Here is a 24377-nt window from a genome sequence, read left to right as displayed (position 1 = left end):
CGGTGTCGGGCGCAGCCGTCACCTGACGGCGCGGATCGTCCTGGTCGGACAAGAGAGCTCCAGTGAGCCGTCGGCACCCGCCAGGCTGCGCAGCGCCTCGCGGGCCGCGTCGGTCGCCTCGGCCACCCGCTCCGGTGGCACCAGATCCCACTGCATGCGCGTGGTCACCGTCCAGGTCCAGGACAGGTAGTCGTCGATCGTTTCGAATCGCGACCTCGCCGGCACGTGGTGGACGTCGACGTCCCTGAATCCGGCCGCCAGGACCGCGTTGGCGGTGGTCTCCTCCGACGCCAACGGGCCGCCGAGCCCGAGGACCAGCTGCCACGGATCGTCGACGCCGTCCGGTAGGTACCCGGCCAGGACACCGGCGAGGGTCTCCGCCGACTCCCAGCCCGCGGCGAGCCTGCCGTGCTCGGTGGGGAAGGTGGTCGCGGCCAACCTGCCGCCGGGTCGCAGCGCCGCCGCGGCGCAGGCCAGTGCCTGTTCCGGAGCCGGTAGCAGGAACAGCACCATGCCGGCGCTCACCGCGTCGAACGGCCGGTCCACGGTGAAGTTCTGCGCGTCACCCACCTCGACGCGCGCGCGGCCCCGCAGACCGCGGGTCTCGACGTCGGCCGCGCACGCGTCGACCATGCCTCGGGCCTGGTCGATGCCGAGGACGAAGCCCTCGGCGCCGACCTGGTGGGCGATGGGGAACAGACATGCGCCGCGTCCGCAACCGAGGTCGAGCACCCGCTCGCCCGGCCGCAGGTCCAACAGGTCGGCGACCATCGTGCCCAGTGGGTGGAAGAGCATCCGGCCCGCCGACTCGTACCGGTCGGCGGACTTGTCGTAGGCGTCCCGGACGAGGGCGGTGATGCGGGTCTGCTCGGTCATGACGGGTGCCTCCTCGTTCTGCTGGCAGTGCTCACTGGCGGTCTCTCGTGGTCCCGGCGGCGTCGTCGGCGACGGTGGCGGCCAACGGCCGCACCAGGCATCCGAGGCGGATCTCGGCGCAGTGCGGCTGGTCGTCCACCCGCCACCACAGGCCGTCCGGCGTGGGCAGCATCTCCGACACGACGACGTCGTCCGCGGGGAGCCGGGCGATGTCCAGCACGGACAACGGGTCGGCGAAGTCGACGTACAGCGGTTTCGGCTCGGCGGGATGTCTGACGTAGGCGTGGCGCGGCAGCCCGTGGGCGACCCGGATCCGCTGCACCGCCAGCCACTGCGCGAAGGCGTCGCCGGTTCGCTCCGGAAGACGCAGCCGCCAGCGGGCGCGCTGCAGGACGACCCCGTCGACGACGATCCGGGGCGTGTACGCCCCGAGGTCGACCGAGACCGGACCGAGGGCCGGTCGGGAGACGGCCCGGTGCAGCGTGGAGGACAGGTCTCCCGGCCACAACAGCCGTGCCCGGCCGTCGACCAGCACCGCGTCTCCCGAGGGCGGTACCGTCGCCTCGGCGATGGGTACCACGTCGTCGGGTTCCTTGTCGGACAGGCCACTGAGCTCGATGGCGACTCCCGGCAGCTCCGGAGTCACGTGGGCGCTGCGCCGCCGCGAGACGATGGTCGCGGCCGTCTCCGGCGGGACGGTCCGCCGCACCCGCTGCACGAAGTCCGCCCACAGCCCGTCCGGATCGCTGTGCAGTGGCCGTTCCAGCCCGCCGAAGACGGAGCTGCAGTCGTCGTGCAGCTCCGAGAGCAGCCAGGTGCCGGTGGCCGGGTCGGGGCCGGTGACCATCACGTCCGGGCTCGGCAGACAGGCGTCCGCAGGACCGTAGGAGACGGTGTCCCACAGCGGGGCGAGGGCCCGGTCGAGCAGCTGCCCGTCGAGGTGGACGACGGGCGGGCGGTCACCGACCGGGACCCGCCCGGATACCGCGTCCTCGACGAGTCGACGCAGGACGGCGTCGAGCCGGTCACGCCGGTCGGTGCGTGCGGGAATGTCCCGGGCCGCCAGGGCGGCGAGCGGAGCCGGGGCACCGCGGAGCGTGGCCCGTAGGGCGTCCCGGGCGTCCTCCCGCGCGAGGAGGGCCGCGAGGAAGGCCAACGGGAACACGGCCGCCGTGACCTGGCGGAGCCGCGCGGCGATCGGAGCCCCGAAGCTGACCCGCTCGCTGACCGGGCTGGACCGGTCCTCGTGGAACAGCTCCCGGTCGGCGTAGTGCCGCCCGCCGCCGCGGGAGACGTCGCCGCCGGCCCGCTCGCTGGCTGCCTGTGCCGCGGTCAGCTGGCCCGCGCGGTGTGGCCACCCCGCCTCGGCGTACTTGTCTCGGGCCTCGGCGAGTTCGACGACGACGGCCGTGGGGTGCTCAGCCGCGAGCCGGGTCAGCGCGTGCAACTCGGTGGCGGGAAGACGCCACGGTGAGACCGTCAGGGCTGGCCCCAGTGCCTTCACCAGCCCCGCCAGGTGCTCGTCGGACTGATCCGCCACCACGGTGCCGACCAGCTCGGCCAGGCGGCCTCCGGGCTGGGCCGACGCCGCCTGCCACAGCGCCAGCGCGGGGGCGGCGACGGCGAAGCGCCGGCCGTCGACGACCCGTTCCAGTACCGGGTCCGAGCCCGGCTGCCGGAACAGCGGGCTGCGCCAGGCGCGCTGCCGACGCAGCGGCGTGTCCCGGGCCGCCTGCTGCCGAAGCTGTTCCACCAGCCAGGCACTCGCCTCGACGACGACCCGCTCGCCGGCCGGCGCCTCGACCAGCACGGCCTGCTCCTGTTCGCCGCTGAGCCGGCTGAACAGCACCGGGCCGAAGAACGACACGGTCTCGCACTTGGTGGCGAACCGACGCGCGTAGCGGTGCAGGGTGTCGAGTCGACGGCGCAGCCCCCGCGGCAGGTCGGCGTCGGTCGTCGTCGCACGCCAGGCGGGGTGGGCCAGCGGAGGAGTGTGCAGGGCGGAGCGGAAGAAACCCGGGTTCGACACGAACACGGCGTGCTGGAACGGGGCGGAGTCGGCGACCCCCGCGGTGTAGCGCCGCGCCCGGTACAGCGCCGTGTCGAACTCGGAACGGGCAGTCGCCAGGTGCTCCTCGTGGGTGGCGACCAGGGCGTTCCACCCGGCCGCCCAGTCCGGCAGTCCGGTCGTCGCGAGGATCTCCGTCTCCCGCTCGTCCAACCGCGCGCCGGCCTCGACGCGGCGACGGCAGCTCTGCAGCGCGCGCAGTGACCGCTGACGGGGTTCGACGTCACGGACGGCCGCGCGCAGGGTCGGCCAACACTCGTCGAGGAAATGGGTGCGTACCGCTGCGATGTCCCGCTCCACGGAGCACACCCGATCGGTGACGTCGAGCAGCGCCGGAGCGGCGAGCCCGGCCAACATCCGGACCGGGAAACCGGTCGCGCGTAACAAGGACCAGGGCAGGACTTCGACCGATAGCTGGCCCCGCCCGGCTCGCACCGTCCACGTCAGTGATGCCATGTCGAGTCTCCTGACTGGTCTCGCGTTTGGCCGCCGGCTTGGGTAGGAACGAGGGGACTCGCGGGGGAGACCGCGAGCCGGCCGGTGACTCGGGAGGGGGAGCGGTACGTATGAGGATCTCGTCGGAGGTGCGGCGTCGCTGTCAGGACGCCGTCGACCGCGCCGGGGACAGGCTGCTTGCCCTGTCCCGAAGCCTGCACGCGGAGCCGGAGACGGCGTTCCGGGAACACCGCAGCGCGGCCAAGGTGAGTGACCTGTTGCGCGCCGAGGGCTTCGACGTCGAGACCGGCGTCGGTGGCCTCGACACGGCCTTCACCGCCCGCTACGGCAACGGTCCGCTCGTGGTCGGCCTGTGCGCCGAGTACGACGCCCTGCCGGGACTCGGCCACGCCTGCGGGCACAACATCATCGCCGCGTCCTCCGTCGGCGCGGCGTTGGCCCTGCGTGAGGTCGCCGGGGAACTCGACATCACGGTCGTCGTGATCGGTACTCCCGCCGAAGAGGAGGGCGGCGGCAAGATCACTCTGTTGGAGGCCGGGGTCTTCGACGCCGTGTCGATGGCGATGCTGGTCCACCCGGCCCCCGAGGACAACTGCGCACCTCGCCCACTCGCGCTGCTGGAGTTGGAGGTCCGCTACACCGGACGGGAGTCGCACTCCGCACTCGCCCCCCACCTTGGCGTCAACGCCGCGGACGCCCTGACCGTCGCCGAGGTCGCCGTCGGCGTCGGCCGGCAACACTTCGAGCCGCGCCAACAGGTTCACGGCATCGTCACCCGGGGCGGCACGGTGCCGAACGTGGTTCCCGCTGACACCCGCGCCCTCTACAACCTGCGTGCCGCCGACATGGAGTCCCTGCGCCGCCTGGAGACCCGGATCCGGGCCTGCTTCGCCGCCGGCGCCGTCGCCACCGGCTGTACCCACGAGGTGGTCGCTACGCCGGCGTACGCCGAGCTGGCGCACGATCCGTTCCTGTCCGAGGCGTACCGGCTGGCGGCGACCGCGCTGGGCCGCCCGCTCGTCTCCCGCGAGCGGGAGCGGGACATGCCCACCGGCAGCACCGATATGGGCAACGTGAGCCGGGCCCTGCCGAGTTTGCAGCCGAGCATCGGCATCGACAGCGGCGACGCGGTCAACCATCAGCCCGAGTTCGCCGCGGCCTGCGTGACGCCGGGCGCCGACCGGGCGCTGTTGCAGGGCGCGGTCGCGCTCGCCTGGACCGCGGCCCAGGCCGCCGAGGATGACCAGACCCGGCAGCGGCTGCTGGACCGGCATCGGGAGCGCCGCGTCCCGAGCACGAGCCCGGCGTAGCGGCAGCCCACCGCCGCCGCCGTCGAACGGCGTCCAGCCACCCGGGTGTCCGGCCGGACCCTGGTCGCGGCGGTGCCGGTGCGCCGTCGCCGTGGGTCCGTCGACCCGGTGCGGGGCGGGTCGTCCGCGCCTCATGGCAGCCGTACCACGGTCTCGCCCTCGCCGGTGTCGACGTGGACCGCGACGATTCCCGGGTCCGCTGCGACGTCGATCGTGATCGGGAGCCCGGCCAACCCCGGCCATCGTCGCGCCCAGGGCCGCTCCTGGGCCGGGCCCGTCACCAGACGCCGCACCGAGGTGGGCCGCACCCGATGTCCGGCCGCTCGCACATCACCGGCCACCCGGCCGGCACGGGCCGCGGGATTTCCGTAGCTCAGGAAGAACGGCAGGACCCGGCTGCGCCACGAGAGCTCGAACGCGGCCTCCGCCCAGGGCACTCGCTGGCCGTCCGCGCGTACGGACTCACCTCGAAACAGGCCGGGATCGGTGCCGGTGACACATTCCACCTCCCGTGCGGTGGCCTCGATGTCACCGGTGAGAACCGCCCAGTTGAGAAAGGCCGGCCCAGCCGCGGTCCGCTCCAGGAACAGTCGGCCGAAGTCGCTGCCGGCCAGCTCCCGCTCGTCGTGGGTGACCAGGAGTTCCAGGTACTGGACGTCGGGTGTGTCGAAGGGCACGATCCAGCTCGCCGTGCCGTCCGGATTGGGGCTGCCGTCGGTGATGCCGAAGCCGTACCGATCCCACAGCAGGTCCCGCAGGGGAGCGACCGTCCGCGCCCCGAGGATCACGTGGTCGATGCGCATCACGCGACGCCTCCCCGGGCGTGCGCGGGGCACATGCTGCGCGGCAGGGCGTCCCAGTCGTCGGCGAGCAGACCCGCCGCCATGCCCTTGGCCGACATGCGGGCCGAGAGCAACCCGTGACCAGCGTGCCCTGCCAGGACGAAAACCCGGTCGTGGCCGGGTACGGCTCCCGCCACGGGCCGGCCGGTGTCGGAGACGGGCCGCAGCCCGGCGCGCAGTTCCACGGGAACGGAGTCGGCGAGGCCGGGCATGGCGGTGGTCGCGAACCGCAGCAACTGCCCGATGCCCTCGGTGGTGACGTGACTGACGAACCCGGCGTCCTCCTCGGTCGCCCCGACGATGACGTCGTCGCCGACGCCGGGCGCGAGGTAGTACGCGGACGACAGGATGCAGGTCAACGTCTCCTCGGTGCGCAGCACCGCCATCTGGCCGCGCTGCGGCCGGACTCCGGTGGACTCGGCGAGGCCCTTGCCGGAGCTCCACGCCCCGGCGGTGACCACGACGCGGTCGGCGTGCAGCGTCCCGTCGTCGGTGCGGATCGCCGTCGCCCGTCCGTCCTCGCGTACCTCACGCACCGTGCATCCCTGTTGCCAGGTGACTCCCTGGTCGCGGCACCGGCCGAGGACGGCGTCCAGGTATCCCCGACCATCGACCATGAGACCGTCCTCGGCGAGGAGGTAGCGCCGGCTGGGTGGCAGCTTGAGGCCGGTGGTGGCGGCGGCGAGCTCGTCGCCCGCGATCCAGGTGCCGACCCCAACCTCGTCCAGCAGGCCGCCGTAGGTGTCGATGTCTGGTTCGCGCAGGGCGCGCAGGACCGGCCGGGCCACGCTGAACGCGCCGTACCGCGGTTCCAGCCGCGCCACGTCGGCGTCCAGGTCCAGCTTCGCGGCCCGCAGCCAGCCGTAGAACTCGCGGTCGTTGAGGTAGCGCAGCGAGGGAACGGCCACTCCGGCCGCGCGGTTGGTGGCGTGCCCGGATTCGGTTCCGGAGTCGAGCACCAGGACCGAGGCGCCCTGGCCGCTCAGTTCCTCCGCCAGGCACGCCCCGACGATCCCGCCGCCGACGAGCGCGAAGTCAGGGAGTGCGGACGGTGACGACGGCATGTGCTGCACCTTCCAGTTCGGCTGCGCTGGCCAGTACCAGCGAGCGGGTGGTCACGTCGCTGTCGCTGTAGACAGCCGTACGGGAGCCGGCCAGACCACGGGCCTGGCGCAGCAGGTGGATGGGTCGGCCCCGCAGTACGACCAGGAACCGGTCGTCGGGGCGGTCGGTGGTCCTGGCCACGCAGCGGAGGCGGACGGTGCCGTCACCGTGGTAGCGCTGCAGTCCCTCGACACACCACAGGAGTTCGACGGCGCCGGAGGGCACTGCCAGGTCGGGCCCGGTGAGGTCGAGCCGGGCCAGCGGCGGCGGGCCGCAGGCCGCCGCGTCGTGGTCCCAGACCGCACGCCCACGCGGCATGCCCTCGTGCCACGGCGGCGGCGGGCAGATGCGTCCCGCGTCGACCAGCGTCCTGGTCTCGGCCGGATTGCCGAGGTCGTCGCGGTCGTGTCCGGGAGGTGCGGCCGGCAGGTCACGCACGGTCAGGGCGGGGAGAACACGGCGACCGGCGAGTCGCTGGGCGGTCTCCCGGCCGCCGCGGGAGGTCAGGGAGAACGCCGCCCCGGCAACCAGCACAGCCGTGGGCGCGGCGGACAGGACGAGCGGCCGTTGCCGCCAGTCGTCCGGTGGCCCGGCGTCCGGCGCTCGGGCCAGTCCCGCCAGGTCGCCCCACGGCAGGGCCGGCACGAGCCCGGACGGTTCGCCGTACCCGACCGTGCCGAGCAGGACGGGCCCGCCGGCGGTTTCGACGCGGGCCAGCAGGTCACCGCGTCTGGCCACCGGCAGGCCGGCGCCGTCGCGCCACTCGTCGACCGTGGCAACCGCGCTCTGCAGCCCGTCGACGGTCGCGCCGATCCGCGCGGCGACGTCGGTGAGCAGCACCGCCACGTCCTTGGCCGCCTCGTCGGCGACGGATCCGGTCGACCGCCGGGAGCCGGTGACGCGCCCGGAGGCGTCGCGGCGCAGGTGCACGGTGTCCAGCGACACGGTCACCCGCGGGCCGGCGGGGGTGGGGGTGAGCAGTCCGGAGGCGCGAAGACGGGTCTCACGCATCGGCCACCGCCCGCAGGCCGACCAGACCCGCCGGGAGCCGGAATCCCGCGTTGGCGAACGACACCAGGACCGGGTACTGCCCGAGTTTGCCGCAGCCCCCGGTGGCCCGCAGGTATCCCGCGACCCGGTGCGCGTAGGGCCGGATACCGGCCAGCACCCGCGCCCCGTTCCCGACGATCCGGAGGGGACCGAGCCGGGAGGTGCCGCCGTCGGCCCGATGCAGTACGGACAGGGGGGCGTGGAAGGCGAACGCGCCGGAGGCGATGTTCATCATCTCCAGCCGTAGCCCACGAGGTGCGATCCAGTCGCCCGCCGGCGGCTCGACCTCGATGCCGGGCTCGATCAGCGCCATGGTGTGTGTCATGCGCGGGATGGCGGGGTGCCGGTAGCTCTGTCGGCGTCCGTGGCCTGAGGCGGTCGCGTCGACGCGACCGGCCAGGGCCAGGTCGGTCATCGGTCGACCCACCGTGCCGCCGGCTATCAGGCGTACCGTCTCGCAGTCGGTGCCCTCGTCGTCGAACGGGCTCCGGTAGCCAGCCTCCGCCACCTGTCCACCGTCGACGACTGTCAGCCACGGCGGTGCCACCGGCTGCCCGAGACGCACGCCCAGGTAGCTGGTGCCGGAGGCGACGACGTCGGCTTCCATGGGATGGCCGACGATCTCGTGGAAGAACGCCCCCGCGAATCCTGGCAGCAACACGAGGTCGGCGTCCGGGGGCAGGTCACCGGCGAGCGGCAGGGCGAGCCGGTCACGCATGTCGGTGGCCGTCCGGACCGCCCGTGGCAGCAACGCCGACACGTCGTCGTCCGGCTGGTCCCACAGCAACGACTGGGTGTGGCTGGTGCCGTCGTCGCCCCTCAGCCGGAGGAGCAGCGTGGTGACGAGCCGTTGCGTCGCCCGGACGTGGTCGGGGCCACCGGCGGCGACGTGTTGCTGGGCGACGCCGAGGGTGATGTCGGCGCCGGTCTCGGCGGCGATCGCGGTGAGCGCGTCGCGCCGTCAGGTCGAACACCGGCCGGTCCTGGACCTCACGCAGCGCGGCGGCGGCCTGGGCGTCCGCCGCGACGATCCTGGCGGCGAGCAGGTCGTCGCCGTCGGCGAAGTGGTGCTCGGTGAATCCGTCCTCGAGGTGTCGTTCCATGCTCATGCCGCGGGCGGTGGAACGTGCGACCCCGATCGTGCCGTCGGGCCGGACGTCGGCGCGTAGCCGCAGCGAGTGTTCACTGAACAGGGTTGTGCGCGTCATGCCCGCCCGCTTTCGCCGACGACCTGCATCCGCAGCTCGCTGGTGTAGCGCCGGCCGTCCGCGTCGCGTAGCCACAGACCTTCGGGGCCCGGCGACATCCGCTCCACGTCGATCTCGTCGGCAGCACGTGTGACGTGGCCGACCAGATCGGCCGCCAGGGGCGAGGCGAGGTCGATCAGGTACGGCTTGCGTTCGTGGGCGCTGCGGCAGAAGACGAACCGCCCGCCGGTGTCCCGGGCCAGCCGGCGTAGCCCGAGGAAACGCGCGTGTGGTTCCGGAGCGGCCAGGGTGTCCGTGGCCACCCGCCACCGGTCCCGCTGCAGGACCACGGACCCCACCGCGACCTCGGGCTGTGCGCCGTTCGTGGTGGTGAAGCTGGGATGGAGCACCTGCGGATGCGACAGCGCGGCGACGGGCGCGTACTTGACGAAGTCGCTCAGCGGTACGTATGCGGTGACCACCCGGCCGTCCGGGTCCCGCAGGCTGACCGCCTCACCGGTGATGCGGACCCGAACATCCTCGGGTTTCAGGAGATCCGTCCGGTCCTCGTCGGTCCAGGAGAGCGGTCGCATCGCCACCTCGCGGCCGGGAAAGCGGTAGTAGCCCTTGTTGCGGCGGCCGAAGTCGAGGCCGACCACCGCGCCGTCCTGCCGCGCGACCCACTCGGCGGCGTCCGCGCCGAGGCGTGGCGGGTCCGGGTGCATCGTCCCGAGCCAGCTGTCGACCAGCAGATGGTGATGGGCGCGGGAGAGCACCAGCGGCGCGTCGTCGAGTCGGGCGGCGTCGGGTGCGCTCGGGCACAGGTCGACGATCGCGTAGCGGTCACCGTCGAGGGCGGTCGCCTCCCGGGCGAGTCGCGCCACCTGGGCCCGCCAGTCGCCCCCGGGTAGCTCGGCGCGTGGGTCGCCTGGAACGTGCTGGTGGAGTCCGAGCGGTGCGCGGCGGCGCGCGTCGCGTACTCGAGCAGGTCCAGTTCCACCTCCTGTCCGTCGCCGGCGAAGCTGTCCCGGACCGCGGCGACCGCCGCGGACTGCGTGGCCCGGCCGTGCGCGACGCACACCTCGAGCACCGGGGCGAGCTGTTCCTCCCAGCGCCGGACCAGGTCGGCACCCACGCTGAGGGAGAACGGGGACGCGCACTCCTCGAAGAACACGGCCCGGTCGGCGTAGGCGGCGCCGGCACCGCGGCGGGCCGGCCGGCCGGTGATCTCGGTGAACCGTGCCTCCAGAGCGGCGACCGTCGCGATCTTGCGTTCCAGCGGCTGCCCGGCCAGGTCGTCGAGGAGAGTGGCGAGGTCACCGAGTCGAGCCAGCCACTGGTCGCGGGCGTGCGAGGCAGGTAGTGCGGCGAGCTGTTCCCGCAGGGTGGTGAGGGGGTCCAGGTCGTAGTCACCGCCACCGAGACCGATCGTGACACTCTGCGCGGCGACCAGCCCCGTCAGCGTCCGGGCCACCTCGGCGGCGGGCTGCCCCGAGCGGTGGATCAGCTCCCGCATGACCGTGCCGCCGGGAGCCACCAGGGCCAGTAGCGGTTCGGCGGCGGCGTCACCGCGTCCGGTGGGGTGGAACCTGAGCTGCGGAAGGACCGCGGAGTCCCGGGCGATGGCGGTGGCCAGTGCGCGCGCCGCCCAGTGGGACAGGAAAACCCGCCGTACTCGGGGGGTGTCCCCGCGTAGCTCGGCGCCGCCGCCGGGACGCACCGAGCCGTACGCCATGGGGCCGAAGAAGCTCACGGTCTCGTTCTTGGCGCAGAACCGTTGCACGTACGTGTACATCTGCCGGCGCACCCGGCGCCAGCGGGAGGTCAGCATCCCACTGTGTGCCAGTAGCAGCTGCAGCATGTTGCGGTACACGTCCGGGTTGGACAGGAACACCGCCTCGGACACCTCGGGAGTGGCCAGCAGATCCCGCAGCTGCTTGCCGGCCTGCTCGTCCGCCGACTGGTACGCGAGGACGTACCGGGCCACCGCGTCGCCCCAGGCGTCCACCGCCTCGCCCCAGCCCGGTCCAGCGGACCGCGGCAGCTGGTCGACGCGGCCGCGTCGCACGTCGGCACGCACCGTCGCGGCCCGGGTACCGGTGAACCGTTTGTCCACGAGGGCCAGCAGCGTGTCCTCGTGCCGGATGACCTCGTCGGCCAGCTCCAGCAGCGGACCGGGTGCGCCCAGCTCCTCCAACCAGTCGAACGGCATTCCCGCGTGGCGCAGGATGAACTCGCGCCCGATTCGCCATTGTCTGTTCACTGTGTTCTCCGGATCACGCCGGCCCGGATCAGTTGACCGGACAGCTTCGTACGGACCGTGTCGCTGAGGTGGTTCCACACGCCCGCGTCGCCGGTCGCCAACCGGTCGACGACGGGCGTCAGCTTCGGGTGCAGTCGAAAGGCACCGCCCGTCCGCAGATTCGCCACGAAGGTTCCGGGCCCGCGCCCGTCCGGCCCCGGCCCGTCCTCGGCGACGACCGCCGCGGACGGTTCCCACATCGGCGGAGGCTGGTTCCGGCGGGCGAGCACGCAGCAGGCGAGCCGCCCGGGATAGAGGTCGCTACCGGCGCTCAGCTCGGCGGTCAGCGCGCTGACGGCGAGGTGCCGGTCGACGTCGCCCAGCGTGCCGGGCGTGCGGAAACGGTCCCAGCGCGGCAGATCGTGCTCGGGCGACACCAACCGGGTCAGTGGTACGCCGTCCCACTGCTCGTACGGCTGGCCGTCGGTGGCACGCAGCCGGAAGGGGCTCAGTCCGGCCAGCCGCGGTCCGGGCTCGGACAGCAGCCGCCGGGCGGTGGTCCCGGTTGCCGCGGCGGCCATCCCAGGGCAGCCGACCAGCAGCTCGACGGCCAGCCGGTCGTCGCCGGCGACCGCGCGTACCGGCTCCAGGTCGGTTCGGGTGCCATCGGTGCCCGTCACCGCCGACCAGGTGGACAGCCGGGCCACCGTGAGGGTCACCCCGCGGCAGTCCCGCCATGCCCGCGCGGGCAGCAGCGCGGCCTGCGCGGGTTCCAGCCAGCCGGCCCAGGGGCCGCCCGGATGCCAGTCGGCGGCGCGACGTACCCAGCGAGGGGTTCCACCGTCCGGCACCCATTCCCGCCGGAGCCGCCAGGACGGAGCCCAGTCCTCGAAGTCGGCGGCGGCGAACGGTTGCCGCGCCCGCAGTGCCGCCCGGTGCGCGGCCGCGAACCGCCCGCACAGGACGACCCGGTCGGCGCCCAGCGCCCCCACGAGCGCGGCGGCGGCCGGCAGCTGCTGGTCAGTCTCGACCAGCAGGTGCACCCGGGCTCCGGGCGCCCAGCCGCGGACCCGGTCGACCTCCGGCGTAAAGAGCGCGGTTCGGGTGGCGGCGGACACCACGTCGGCGGCCGACTCGGTGGTCCCGTCGACGATCTCCACGTCGTCCACCGCCAGGCGGATCGCCGGGTCGGTCTCGGCGGACAGCCGCAACGCCAGGCCGATGGCCCGCAGCCGGCCCCAGTCGTAGGCCCCGCGACTCATGATCGACGCGGCCGCCCGGACGAACAGCGACTTCGTGGCCCGCTCGGCAGCCTCCGTGCCGGGCCGGTGGCGGTCGTACGTCGTGGACAACGCGCGAAGGTTGGCCGTACCGGTACGGCGGTCGACGAAGTCGGCGTTGAGGTCCAGCACGTGGTCCCCGGGCTCCAGGACCGGTTCGAGACTCAGATCGAACAGCGGAGGTAGCACCAACCACCGGGTCACCGCCGACCACCGCCCCGCAGGTACACGCAGCGCAGCTCGGAGGCGAACCGCAGCTCGCCGTCCCGTAGCCAGGCGTCGGTCGGCGCGGGCAGGGCCTCGGAGACGGTGAGCCGTTCGTCGGTGCCGGCCAGCCTGGCCAGCCCCTTCAACAGGTCAGGGCTCGCGGTGTCCACGTACACCGGCTTGCGTTCGGCCGGCGACTTGGCGAAGAACCGATCCGGTAGACCACGTTCCCGGACCAGCCGGGCCGCCCCCAGCAGCAGGTCAGCCTCGCGCTGACCGGCCGACGCCGCACGCACCTCGACACTCGGCAGGATCCAGCGGCGTCGGGAGAACACGGCGTTGCCCCAGCGCAGTCGCGGCACGTGCGGTAGGTCGGGGAGGGCGAGTCGGCGGATCCGGGGCAGGGCGAGTGCGGTGTGCACGGCGGTGTCGAGTTCACCGTTGTGGAACAGCAGACTCTGCCCGGGGAAGGGATCACCGCGGAGGACCACCCGATCCCCGTCGCTGTCCAGCCAGAGCTGATCCAGGCCGATCCGGCGTCGGCCCGCCGCGGCGGTGCCACCGAGCTCCAGCACGACGCCGGGGAACTCCAGCGGAGGCAACCCGGTCGTCCGGCGCGAGATCACGTTGACGGCGATCTGGTCGCCGAGCGCCCGGCGTACCGAGGCGTCGCGTGCGGCCAACAGTCCCGCCGCGTCCGGATGGAACTGGAGGGCCCAGGGGGTGAGCAGTGCCGCGTCGTGGATGTCGCCGAGCACCAGTGGAGTCGTCTCCCGGCTGTAGTCGGCCAGGTTGGCTGCCCCGACCAGGACGTCGATGGAGCACAGCACGGGTGCCGCGGGCGGGGGCACCGCGGACAGCAGTCCCGCCACGTCCAGGTCGGCCACGTCCTTCCCCTGTCGCGCCACGATCCGGGCGAGCTCGGTGCCGAGCCTCCCGGCGGGCTCGACGGACAGGTCGGCGCAGGCGCGCAGTGCCTGGACCAGCGGGATCCGGCCGGCGCCGAGGCGCGCCGCGACCTCCCGGTTGGTGCGCACCCGGGTCAGTTCCGCCTCGTGGGCGAGCAGATCGAGGACGGGGGCGACCGCGTCACTCAGGTCACGGGCGAGGTGTCCGCGCAGCTCCAGCTGGGCGGTGCCCACCGCGGCCTCGTGGATGATCACCCGGTCGTTGTAGAAGCGGCTGTGGTGCGCCGGCCCCGAGCCGGCCGGTAGCAGGGCCTCCACCTCGGTCTGGATGACGAGCTTGCGGTCGGCGGGTGCCCGTGGGTAGTCGTCGAGCAGGTCGAGTACCTTGACCAACAGGGACCGGACGGTGGCCGCGCGGCTGGCGGTCTCGGCGTCGGAGACGTCGATGCGATCGAGCGTCCAGCGCAGCGGGTCCACCGTCGTCGCCGGTGGGCACCAGGTGTGCGTCAGCACTCCCTTGGCCACGGCCGCGCGGAACACGGCCAGCGTCCGCGTTACCTCGCTGCCCACGGCCGAGGCGATCTCGGCGACGGTGCGTTCACCATCGGCGGCCCTGATCAGTGCGGCGGCCGGGTCGGCACCGCGGGGCGGGCCCGACCTGGTCTTGCGAACCGGGACCAGGCGCGCGGCCAGCGCGTCGTCGCCCAGGACCAACGCCTGCACGGCGTCGTTGACGCGCGCGGCGCAGTGCGCTCGCCGGACCCGGATCGCCTGATGCCCCGACCAGGACAGCATCGTCGGGGCATCCGCGTCGACGTCGACCCGAGCGTAGTTGATCGGCCCGAAGAAACTCATCGTCTCGCTCTTCGCGGCGAGACGCTGCGCGTACGCGGCGAGCTGGCGGCGGATGCGGCCACCCGTCGCACCCCGGGCCAGGTCACGGTGGACGGCGGGGGAGGAGCAGACGATCGCGTCGTTGATCCGGGGATCGGTGCGGAGCTCGGTGAGCGCCGCGTCGACCCTCGCCGCATCGGCCTCGACCGTCGGCGGGAGTTGCTCCCGGGCCCGCGTCACCTGCTCGGTCACGTCATTCCACGCGGCGAGCCAGTCGTCGCCGAACGCCTCCGAGGGGGGCAGCGGCCGCAGGTTCCGCAGCTTGCTCTGCTGGCCTCGGGTGAGCCGCGCGGCGGGGCGCAGCCGCGCGGCCACCTCGACCGCCCGCTGCTCCAGCGTGAACAGCTCGGCGAGCAGCGCCCGGGTCCGCTCGTAGGCCAGGGACTCGACCAGCTGCCAGGGAAACCCGGCGCTGCGGAGGACGAGGGTCGGCAGCAACTCCCAGCGGGGGGCGACCGGGGCGGCGTCGGTGGGTGTGGTCACGACGAGGCTCTTTTCATGGCGATACGGAATTCGGAGGTCACCGGTCTCCCGCCGTGTCGCAGCCACAGGGCGTCCGGTGCGGGCCGCATCTCCGCCAGCGAGACCGTCCGGTCCTCGCCGGCCAACGTCATCGCCACCAGGGTGTCCACCGCCAGGGGGTTGTCCAGGTCGACTCCGACGGGCTTCGGCTCATGCGCCGCCGAGGCGAAGCAGAAGCGGGGCAGGCCATGTCGTGCGCGCAGGGACTGCACCGCGAGGAACGCGCCGGTGGCGTCCCGGACCGCGTCGACCCCGAGGTCGGCGGAGCCGAACCACCAGCGGGCCCGCTGCACGATCACATCACCGACCCGGATCCGGGGTGCGAGGTTCCCGAACCGAACCAGTGGTAGGGCCACTCCGGGTGCGGCGAACGCTCGCAGGTGGACGTGGTCGTCCTCGCCGGCGTAGAGGCTGAGTTCGCCGTCGGGTGTGCGCAGTCGCGGTACGCCGTCCACGAGAACGGCGGTCAGATCAGTGAGCGGTACGGTACGGTCCCGGTCCTCCGTGGCGAATGAGGTGATCTCGATGAATCGTCCGGGGAACCAGTCGGCGACCAGTCCCTTGTGGCGCCGCCGCCGGATGACCGTGGCGAGCTGACCGCGACCACCCCACGGCTCGAGCCCCGCGGCGAAATCCGCCAACATCCGGTCCTGGTCGTCGCAGAACAGCCCCTGCGAACCCCAGGCGAAGACGTAGGGGTGTAGCTCACCCAGGACCAGCAGCTCCGGGCCCGCCGGTTGGCGCTCCAGCATCAGATCCGGGCTGACGAACCGGTCGCGGCCGGGATCTGGCGCCAGGGCCACCAGGTCCGCCGGCGTCAGCCGCGCCTCCTGTCCGTGCAGACCGGAGCGCACCAGCGCCGTGTAGGCCCGCGTGAACTCGTCGACCGGATGCGACAGATCGGTCAGGGCGCCCGCCTCGACGGCCGGCCGGACCCGCCGGATCAGCTCGTCGTAGGGCAGGGCGTCGGCGCCCGCCGCACGGAGGATCCCCGCGCACAGGTCCGCCGCGACCCGCTGGTGTAGTTCGCCGTAGCGGGCCGCCACGTCCAGGATCGGGGTGAGGTGTTCCTCCCAGCGGCGGGCGACGTCGCCGCCGACCACGACGGGACTCTGGTCGCCCTTGGCGTCCAGGGACACCACCAGCCGGTCGGCGTACATCTGGCCGCCCGCGCGGCGGGCGTCACGCGCGGTGAGGGCGGTGAAGCCCGCCTCCACCTCGGTCAGCGCAGTGGCCCGGGCGCGGTGCCCCTCGGCGGCCGCGTACCGGTCGGCCAGCCCGGCGAGGCGGCGTAGCCTGGCCGGCCAGTCGGTGCCGTCCGCGTGCCGGTCGGCCCAGGAGACCAGCCAGTCCAAGGGCCGGGCGGTGGTGGAAGGCGGCTCGGGCCAGAGGCGCACCGCGCCGGCCTGCCGCAGCCGGTCCAGCAGGTGACGTGCTTCGACGACCCCGACTCCGGCGGCGACCGCGAGGTCCCGCACCGAGCGCCGGTCGTCGACGCCGCGAGCGAGCGCCCACCGGGCACCGGACAGCGTGATCCGCCGGTCGGCGGCGGTGTGGATCGTGCCCGATCCGGCCGCGCCGCCGTCCTGCCGGCGGCAGGACGGCACCCAGGTCACCGGCAGCCGATCCCGGACGGCGGGGTCGGTGCCGAGGTGTCGTGCCAACTCGCAGACGGCCCAGAACGCGGTCTGAGCCTCGAGAAGGTGGACGCCGGTGGCCGTTTCGGGACCCAGCCCGATCCCCTCGGCGGTGCGGTCGACCCGTCCATGGACCAGTGGTCCGAAGAAGCTCGTCGTCTCGTTCTTCGCGGCGAGGCGTTGCCCGTACAGGTAGACGCGACGGTAGAAGGCGCGGTCCTTGGCGCGGCCGCGCTGCTGGCTACCGCCGCGGTGGGCCCAACCGTCCGTCCAGCGCACCACCTCACCGTGGAACGAGGGCGACAGCTGCAGGAGCGCGTCGCACACCCGATCGTCGGCGAGCAGCGCGTGGATCCGATCTGGCCGGTGCGACGCCTCCTGGGCAAGGACGTCGGTCAGCCGCCGGGCGGCCTGTTCCCGCGCGGTGTGCGCCGTGCCGTAGTCCAGGACCGCCGGGCCCACTTCGGGGTTCATCGACCCCCGGTCGACGGACAGCCCGCGCCCGGCCCGACTGCGCGCCCGGGACAACTCGCGCAGCTTTGCCCGGTCCGACTGCCGGTCGGCGCGCGTGACGGTCTTGGCGATGTCCTCGAGTAGCCGGCTACGGCAGCGGGCGAACTGTCTTTCCGCCCCGCGGTACCTCTCGGCCGCCGCGAGGGTGGGGCCGTCCGCCAGGACGGTCAGCAGATCGATGCCGAAGCCCGCCCGTCGCAGCAGGAGTCGCGGATACAACTGCCAGCGTGTCGGTTGTTCGGTCATCGGTCAGTCCTGGAAGTTGATCAGATCGAAGGGGCGGTTGAGTTTGGTGCGAGGTGCCGGTAGCAGCCCGGCCAGGTCCTTCCCGCCGGCCACCGCCGTCGCGAGGGTCTCCGCGTCGGTGGGCCGGGTCAGACTCAGCGAGGCGTTCGCCACCGCGGACCGGGCGACGGTCGAGGCTCCGCCCGTCATCACCTGCCCGGCCTGTGCGAGGGCGATCCGGTAGGGGTCGCCGAGAAGTCGGGCCGTGTTCTCGGCCCGCACGTACTCCTCGGCCGCGGCCTCGCGGTCACCCGCCGTGGCGTGCAGCTTTCCCAGCTCGAGGCGGACCTCCGCCTGGTGGAAGACGTCGTTCAGCTCGGCCGCGTTGGTGAGGGTGGTGTCGAGGTCCTCGAGAGCGGCGTCGCGGTCACCGACCAGCAGCCTCAGCCCGGCGCTGCGGTACGCGTGGTGCTTGGCGAAGCCCGCGTTGGAGGAGCCGGTAGCCTGCTGGAACTTCTCCCAGGTCCGCAGGGCGGACCAGTGCTTGCCGGCCTTCTCCTGCAACACGCTGATGTTGGAGTACAGGTTGATCCGCAGGTGGGCGGAGCTGGCGTCGGTCAGGTCCGCCAAACAGGCCAGGGCCTGCTTCTCGTGCTCGAATGCCGCGCCGAGGCGCCGTTCGGCGAACAGGGTCAGCCCGCGCAGGTTGTGCAGCCAGCCCCGCTCACGGCGGACGCTGTCGGCCTCGTCCGGGCGTTCCCGGACGACCTCGAATCCCTGCTCGACCTCGGCGATCGCCTCGGCCAGGTGGTGTTTGCGCTTGGAGAGCGTGAGCGCCGCGTACAGGTGCGACTGCGCGCGGATCTCCGGTGAGAGCCCGTCGCCGCGCTCCCGGATGGCACGGAACGCCGTGATGGCCGCCTCCTGGTCGCCGCGGAATCCGGCCTGGATGCCGAGCACCTTGAGGAGGAACCCGCGGATGTCGGCCGTGCTGCGCAGGATCGCGGTTTCGAACTCGATGGCGTGGACGAGTTCCTCCTCGCGCTCGGCCTTGGCCAACAGCTCCGGGATGGCCGGTTCGGGAATCCCGGACAGCAGGTCGATCGCGGCGTCGGCCACGACCGCCATGCCCTCCCAGTTCGCGGAGAAGAACGCCCGGCGGCAGTAGGCCAGTGAGGCGGCGACCCGGTCGACGGCGGAGCTGTCACCGTCTCGTGCCCGGCGGTAGAGCTGGCCTTCCTCGGTGACCGGCTCGAAACGCGCTTCGGTGTCCGTCGGTAGGTCCGCCACCAGGTCGTCGGTGGTGATCGGCACGTTCATCCGACGTAGGCAGCGGATCCGTTCGGCGCGGTAGTCGGCGTGCCGACCGAGCGGGGCCCGGACCGATTCTGGAGCGTGCAGCAGCAGGGCGGCGCCGGGGACGACCCGTGAGTGCTCCACCGCCCGCATCAGGCCACGCAGGGACGACAGATCGGTGCCACCGACGCCGTTGACCAGTAGCGGTCGTCCCAGTTCCGCGGTGCCCGCGCAGAGGGCGGCGGCGGCCACCGAGAGCACCCGGTACACCTGCTCGCTCTCTCGGTGGAGCCGCCGTTCGGAGGGTGCGAGTGCGATCTCCTCGAGCAGCGGCGGGTTGTTCCGCGCACAGTCCGCCGGGAACAGCTCGGCCCACTCCGACGCGTGCCGGGCCGGCAGGTCACCGAAGTCGGCACCCGCCGCGCGCAGCGCACCGAGGCATTCGCGTAGCCCGGCGTAGGATGCGGCGGGGCCGGTGTTGACGTCGACCCGGACGGCGGCGACGGTCGGGGTCACCATCCGACTGCCTCGGTCGACGCGAGGGCGAGTGGAGCGATCTTGTTCTCCACCTCGTCGAGGTCGAAGTCGACATCGTCGAGTTCGTCAAGCCCTTCCACGTCGGGGTCAGGGGACTGCGGGTCCGCTGACTGCCTGTCGACGGGCGCAGGTGCCAGCGTGTCGTTCGGCGACTGCGGACCGGACGATGCGGGTGCGGCGGCGTCCGTCGCTGGTGCGGGTTCGGCGGGGCGGGTGACGTCTTCCATGATCTGCTCCATTCCGGAATTGATCGGCCTGGCGGAGAACGGACAGGCGGCCGGTGGATACGGGAAAGTCGTTCCACCCGGCCGCGCGGTGGCGGATCGGGGACAGGGCCGCAGCGCAGCGGTCGACCGGGTGTCCCGTCGAGTCAGGTCAGTGCGCCGGTTCGCCGACGGGCGAACTCGACGACCTGCCGGCCCATCGTGGCCAGCTGCCACGAGATGTGTGGGTTGGTGCTCGCACCGTCGGAGGCGAAGGTGACGTCGTCCATGTTGACTGTCACGCCAAGCGGCGTCGGCCAGCCGCGGAGCGCGTGCACGACCGCGCGGAGACCGGCAAGCGCCGACGCGGCCTGTGGTCCGCGGGCGGTGACCACACAGCCGACGGCGCGGCCGTGAAGGTAGGGGCGCGGTGCCTCCCGAAGGTCCTCGATGTAGTCGAGGGCGTTCTTGACGAGCCCGGAGACGCCACCGTGGTAGGCCGGCGTGCCGATCACGAGGCCGTCAGCCCGGCGCACGGCGGCGATGAGCTGCCGGGTCGGCACCGTCCGCCGGGTCTCGCCGGGAAGGTACAGCGGCAGCTGCAGCGCGGAGGCGCCGAGGAGCAGCGTGTGGGCACCAGCCGCCTCCGCGGCGGACAGGACCGCCCGGACGGCCCGCTCCGTGGACGAGCCAGGGCGCATGGTGCCACCGATACCAACGACAAGGGGGCCGGTGGCCTCGGTGTGGTCTCCGACGGCACCCACCCGGTGGTCGGAGTTCGTTGCCTGGAGCACGTTCAACACCTCATTCTCATCGGGTGCCGGGGTCGAAGCTAGGAACCACCCGTTATGACGGCGTTGTGCGGCCAGCTGCCGAGGCGGGCCGAGGCCCGTGCCGGCCGGCCAGTCGCACGGCGTCGGTCACCGCACAAGAGCGGCAGCGGTGCCCGCCTGATACATCGGATCGGTGTCGCCACCACGACATCTGGGCGCCGGCTACCCGAGACCCGGACTCGGACCGACCGGCCCACCGCGGGTGAGCCAGAGGTCAGCCGGCTCCGAAACAGACGAAGGCGGCGGCGGTGGCCGCGCGGGCGTCCACGCCGCCGCCGAACTCCGCCTGGGCGCCGGCCAGGGCACGCGCCGGGGGATCACCGGCGGCCAGCCGTCGGTGCACGTCCACCATCAGTTCCTGCGCCGCCGAGTCCAGCGCCGGGAGTACGCTGGCCAGCACGGTCGCCGTCCCCAGGTGTAACAACGCGGCCGTGAGTCCCATCAGTTCCTCTCCGGGGTGCACGGCCGACAACCCCACGTCGCAGGCGGAGAGCACCACCGTGCTGGGTGCGCGGGCCAGCCGCTCCAGGTCGTACACGGTCAACGGACCGTCGGCGAGGCGCACGTGCGAGAACATGGGGTTGTCGGTACGGAACTCGCCGTGCGCGGCGAGATGGGCGAGCGGAGCGCCGTCGAGCGCCTTGAGCACAGCTTCCGCGGTGGCGTCCCCGCCCAGAAGCGCCTCGGCCGGGGCGAGCGCCTCGGCCAGCCGACGAACCTCCGCCGCCGCGTGCGCGAGACCGGGACCGGCGACCAGCACCGGGTACCGCCCGGGAGCGGCCTGCGCGGTCCGGCGCCGCGAGTACGCCGTGAGCCACGCCGACGCCGACGGTGCCACACTGACAGCCCGGCCGGCGCAGGTCGGCAGCAGCGCCCACGGCATCGCGTGCAGCGCGCCAACCGGTACCAGTACCAGTCCGCCGCCGCCGAGCCACGGGCGTAGTTTCCCGAAGATCATCGCGTCCAGCCGGTGTACCGCATACTCGGTCGCCGCCTTGGCGGCCGCCCGGGAACTGTCGGCGCCGTGCGCCAGCAGGATTCGTCGTAGCGTGAAGCGCAACGCCCGTAGCTCGTCGGTGACGGCGGTGAGGTCGCCCAGGGCCCGGGTGTGGAACCGGCCGCCGTTCACCACGACGGCATGCAGCGTGCCGTCGACGTCGAGCAGCTCGACCAGTGTCTGATCGGCGAGGCCAGCGGCGAGCCGGTCCAGCGGGACACCGTTGGTGGTGCCGGAGTCGGTGCCGCTCGCCCGCCAGCTCCGCGCGCGGATCCGCTCTTCTATGGCCCGCTGCCGCCGAAGGAGGGTGGCCGCGGGCGCGGCACCCGACTGGGTGGCCGCGTCGACCGTCTGACGCAGCTCGGCGAGATCGGCGGCGAGCTCGGCCTCGTCCGGTGGCCGGGTCGGCGGCAATCGCAGCGCGGCGGCTCGGCAACGCTCGCTCCAGCGCAGGATCGCTCGGGCTCGGCCACCGCGCACCGCTAGCCGCAGCCCGGTGCTGGCCAGGTCGAGGGCGTACCCCCCGGCCAACACCCGCAGCTCGGTGGCGCCGAGGGCCGCCTGGTAGCGGTCCAACAGCGCCATGCCCACGTTCAGCGCGCGGCGCGCTCCGGCCGGATCACCGGTGGCGTCCCGGCGGAGTGCCTCGGCGTGCCAGGCACGGGCCCGGAGCTGGGCGGGGCCGTTGCGGCTGGCGGCACGGATGGCGCTCAGCTCCTCGGCGACCGCTGCCACCTCGGTGTACCGCCCGGTGCTCAGCGCCCGGTCGAGGGCGAAACGAGCGGCGTAGAGGCGGGCGTCGAGTGCCGGCACCGGCCAGTGGCTCGCCGACAGCGCACGCGCTACGGACCGGGCCTGCCTCAGGTGCGCCGCCCCACCCGGGGCGGCGGCCCGCAGCCCCACGTAGCGGGCGAGTGCGGCCCAGGCTGGCCGGTCCTGCCGGCTGAACGCACGGTGCGCCGCCCGCGCCTGTTCCAGGGCGGTCGTTCGGTCGTCATCGGCCAGCGCGACCTCGGCCAGCATCAGGCGGGCCTGTGCCTCGAACAGGTCCATCCTGCTGGCCCGTGCGGCGTCGAGGGCCGCCTCGGCCGCCGCCCGGGCCTCGGGCAGCAGCCGGGCGCGTAGCAGCAACTCGCCGCGGTCCATGAGGGCGATCGCCGGCCGGGTGGTGCGGGCGAAGTACTCGTCGGCCAGGTCGTACCAGCGCAGCGCCCCGGGAATGTCGCCCGACCGGGCCAACACGAAGCCGAGGTTGTGCCGGACCTGGGCGAGGGCCAACTCCTGACCGAGCGCCGCGTATCCCTGCTCGGCCGCCCGCAGGTCGGCCTCCGCCTGGCGGAGGCTGCCGCGGTAGGCGTGCAGGACCCCCCGGTTGGTCAGCGCACGCGCCTGCCACAGCCGGTCGTCACCACGGCGGAACGCGGCCAGCGCCTCGGTGTAGCCGGCCATCGCCTCCTTGAAACGGCCGAGCCGGTCGAGGATCAGTGCTCGCTGCATCTGCAGCCGCGCCGCGGGCAGCCCGCTGAGCGCCGGCGCCGCGGCGTCGATCTCCCGCAGCGCCTGCCGCGGATGACCGGCCTCGTCGAGAACCAGAGCGAGACTCATCCGGGCCTCGGCCGCCCGACCACGCAGTCCCGCCGTCTCCGCCACCCGGCACGCCTGGCGCAACTGGTGCAGGGCGCGAACCGCGTCGTGTTGTTCCCGGGCGACGAGGCCGAGCGCACGCAGTGCCAAGGTCTCCTGGTCGGGGTCACCGCTGGCGCGGGCGGCGGCGAGCGCGGCGCTCGCCGTGTCGAAGGCACGTTTCGGATCGGCGGTGACGAGGCGTAACGCCTCATCCGCTGAGCTGTCACCCACGTTGTCGACGCTCCCTGGCACCCGGCGATCCTGACACAGTGGTCGACTGTCGGATACCCGTCGTATCAGGGGCGGGCATCGACTTCTCATACTTGCCGCGACGATCGCCAAGAGAGGGAGATAGCAATGCCCACGTCCCCGGAACGGCTCAGCCGCTTCGCCAGCCGCCGCCAGGCACGGATGGAGAGCCTTCCACAACTGACGTACGCCACCGCCGGCGGTTCTCGCGCCTGGTATGTGGCGGACGAGTTGCTCTGCGTCGACGACGGCCGGCGGAACGTCGAGCGGTACCTCGGCCGCGCGTACGCGGCGCGGCCGGGTTCCGGCGACGATGAACTGCTGCCGGGCCTGCGTCGCTACCGGGCACCGGGGCTGGACGTGCGGGGCGCGGTCCGAGCTCTGCACGCCGACCGCCCGGTCGGCGCCCGTCTGGTCACTCCCAACCACGTCTTCCTGTCCAGCCCGTTCAACCATGGCGGCCCGTTCGGCCCACCGATCCCGGCTGCCGCATCGACGATCAAGCCGCCGGCGGGCAACATCGACCCAGTCCCGGTCACCATCGTGGACACCGGGTTGTGGCGCGAGACCCCACTTCCCACCGACTACCTCGCACCGGACGGGGTGGAGCTGGAAACCGAGACCGATGTCGACAACGACGGACTTCTCGACGGCGACGTCGGTCATGCCAACTTCATCGGTGGCGTGGTCACGACGCACACGGACCGGGTGACCCTGCGAGTGGTACGGGTACTGGACACGTTCGGCATCTGCACTGAGGATCAACTCGCCGCGGCGCTCGGACGGCTGCACCCGGACACCAAGGTGATCAACCTGTCCCTCGGCGGATTCACCGTCGACGGTGCCGCACCGGTCGGCGTGCAGGCGGCGTTGCACCAGGCCCTGTCCGGCGCCGACCGCGTGGTCGTCGCCGCCGCCGGCAATGACGGCAACCGTAGCGAGCCGTTCTGGCCGGCCGCGTTCGCCGGTGCCGGCGAGTCGTGGAGCCAGCAGGTGGTGGCGGTCGCCGCGCACGACGGCTCGGACCTGTGTGACTGGAGCAACAGCGGGCCGTGGGTCAGTCTCGTCGCGCCCGGTCAGGATGTCAGAAGCACTTTCATCGACCACACTCTTTTTCCGGAGGGCTGGGCGTTGTGGAGCGGCACCTCGTTCGCCGCGCCGCGAGTCGCCGCCGAGATCGCCGGGCGGATCGGCGGCGGGGTCGGCGCGGTGGCCGCCACCGACCAACTGCGGGCGGAGGTGGCAGCGGCCGGGCAGCGGTTCGGCGGTCATGTTGGGCTGATATGAACGGTCTCGGCGCACCGGTACGATGTGT

14 protein-coding genes and 2 pseudogenes are annotated in these 24377 nt (G+C 73.1%); 2 read left to right on the top strand and 14 right to left on the bottom strand.

The genetic code is table 11. The features are described 5' to 3' along the window. Positions 1–18: 18 nt before the first annotated feature. Positions 19–876 carry a methyltransferase domain-containing protein gene (locus QTQ03_RS07555; protein WP_289277365.1) on the bottom strand — a complete coding sequence of 286 codons (858 nt, stop codon included), beginning with the start codon at positions 874–876 and terminating at the stop codon, positions 19–21. A gap of 31 nt (positions 877–907) precedes the next feature. Then, positions 908–3400 (bottom strand): lantibiotic dehydratase, encoded by a 2493-nt coding sequence (locus QTQ03_RS07550; RefSeq protein WP_289277364.1) that lies wholly within the window; start codon positions 3398–3400, stop codon positions 908–910. A 110-nt stretch (positions 3401–3510) separates the two neighbouring features. Here QTQ03_RS07550 and QTQ03_RS07545 point away from each other — a divergent pair, with 110 nt between their 5' ends. Continuing rightward, on the top strand, positions 3511–4710 hold the full coding sequence (locus tag QTQ03_RS07545) for a M20 family metallopeptidase (protein WP_289277363.1): 1200 nt from the start codon (positions 3511–3513) through the stop codon (positions 4708–4710). Between the two features lie 131 nt (positions 4711–4841). Here the strand turns inward: QTQ03_RS07545 and QTQ03_RS07540 are convergent, their stop codons facing one another. From QTQ03_RS07540 to QTQ03_RS07485, 12 genes and pseudogenes are all read right to left on the bottom strand, one after another. Further along, on the bottom strand, positions 4842–5513 hold the full coding sequence (locus tag QTQ03_RS07540) for a VOC family protein (RefSeq protein ID WP_289277362.1): 672 nt from the start codon (positions 5511–5513) through the stop codon (positions 4842–4844). Further along, positions 5513–6616 (bottom strand): NAD(P)/FAD-dependent oxidoreductase, encoded by a 1104-nt coding sequence (locus QTQ03_RS07535; RefSeq protein ID WP_289277361.1) that lies wholly within the window; start codon positions 6614–6616, stop codon positions 5513–5515. Before QTQ03_RS07535 ends, QTQ03_RS07540 begins: the two co-directional genes overlap by 1 nt. Next, positions 6588–7667 carry a hypothetical protein gene (locus QTQ03_RS07530; RefSeq protein ID WP_289277360.1) on the bottom strand — a complete coding sequence of 360 codons (1080 nt, stop codon included), beginning with the start codon at positions 7665–7667 and terminating at the stop codon, positions 6588–6590. Before QTQ03_RS07530 ends, QTQ03_RS07535 begins: the two co-directional genes overlap by 29 nt. Then, positions 7660–8914, bottom strand: a pseudogene (locus tag QTQ03_RS07525) (metallopeptidase TldD-related protein). The gene QTQ03_RS07530 and the pseudogene QTQ03_RS07525 overlap by 8 nt, the downstream one beginning before the upstream one ends. Continuing rightward, a pseudogene (locus tag QTQ03_RS07520) lies at positions 8911–11156 on the bottom strand (lantibiotic dehydratase). The pseudogenes QTQ03_RS07525 and QTQ03_RS07520 overlap by 4 nt, the downstream one beginning before the upstream one ends. Next, a complete protein-coding gene (locus tag QTQ03_RS07515; protein WP_289277359.1) occupies positions 11153–12619 on the bottom strand; it encodes a hypothetical protein in 1467 nt (488 codons plus the stop codon). Before QTQ03_RS07515 ends, QTQ03_RS07520 begins: the two are co-directional and overlap by 4 nt. After that, a complete protein-coding gene (locus QTQ03_RS07510) occupies positions 12616–14907 on the bottom strand; it encodes a lantibiotic dehydratase family protein (RefSeq protein WP_289277358.1) in 2292 nt (763 codons plus the stop codon). The genes QTQ03_RS07515 and QTQ03_RS07510 overlap by 4 nt, the downstream gene beginning before the upstream one ends. Beyond that, a complete protein-coding gene (locus tag QTQ03_RS07505; RefSeq protein WP_289277357.1) occupies positions 14904–17342 on the bottom strand; it encodes a lantibiotic dehydratase in 2439 nt (812 codons plus the stop codon). Before QTQ03_RS07505 ends, QTQ03_RS07510 begins: the two co-directional genes overlap by 4 nt. A 3-nt stretch (positions 17343–17345) precedes the next feature. After that, positions 17346–19136, bottom strand: a complete 1791-nt coding sequence (locus tag QTQ03_RS07500; RefSeq protein ID WP_289277356.1) for a hypothetical protein — start codon at positions 19134–19136, stop codon at positions 17346–17348. Next, positions 19130–19393, bottom strand: a complete 264-nt coding sequence (locus tag QTQ03_RS30590) for an ammosamide/lymphostin RiPP family protein (RefSeq protein ID WP_502889708.1) — start codon at positions 19391–19393, stop codon at positions 19130–19132. The genes QTQ03_RS07500 and QTQ03_RS30590 overlap by 7 nt, the downstream gene beginning before the upstream one ends. Positions 19394–19524: 131 nt before the next feature. After that, positions 19525–20157, bottom strand: coding sequence for an NADPH-dependent FMN reductase (locus QTQ03_RS07490; RefSeq protein ID WP_502889707.1), 633 nt, complete (start codon positions 20155–20157; stop codon positions 19525–19527). A 247-nt stretch (positions 20158–20404) separates the two neighbouring features. Then, positions 20405–22792 (bottom strand): CHAT domain-containing protein, encoded by a 2388-nt coding sequence (locus QTQ03_RS07485; protein ID WP_289280726.1) that lies wholly within the window; start codon positions 22790–22792, stop codon positions 20405–20407. Between the two features lie 378 nt (positions 22793–23170). Here QTQ03_RS07485 and QTQ03_RS07480 point away from each other — a divergent pair, with 378 nt between their 5' ends. Further along, positions 23171–24349 (top strand): S8 family peptidase, encoded by a 1179-nt coding sequence (locus QTQ03_RS07480; protein ID WP_289277355.1) that lies wholly within the window; start codon positions 23171–23173, stop codon positions 24347–24349. Positions 24350–24377: the final 28 nt, after the last annotated feature.

Origin of the sequence: Micromonospora sp. WMMA1363 (assembly GCF_030345795.1) — a bacterium.
GTDB lineage: Bacteria > Actinomycetota > Actinomycetes > Mycobacteriales > Micromonosporaceae > Micromonospora.
The sequence above is the reverse complement of the archived record's forward strand: the minus strand, read 5'-3'. Positions and strand labels throughout refer to the sequence as shown.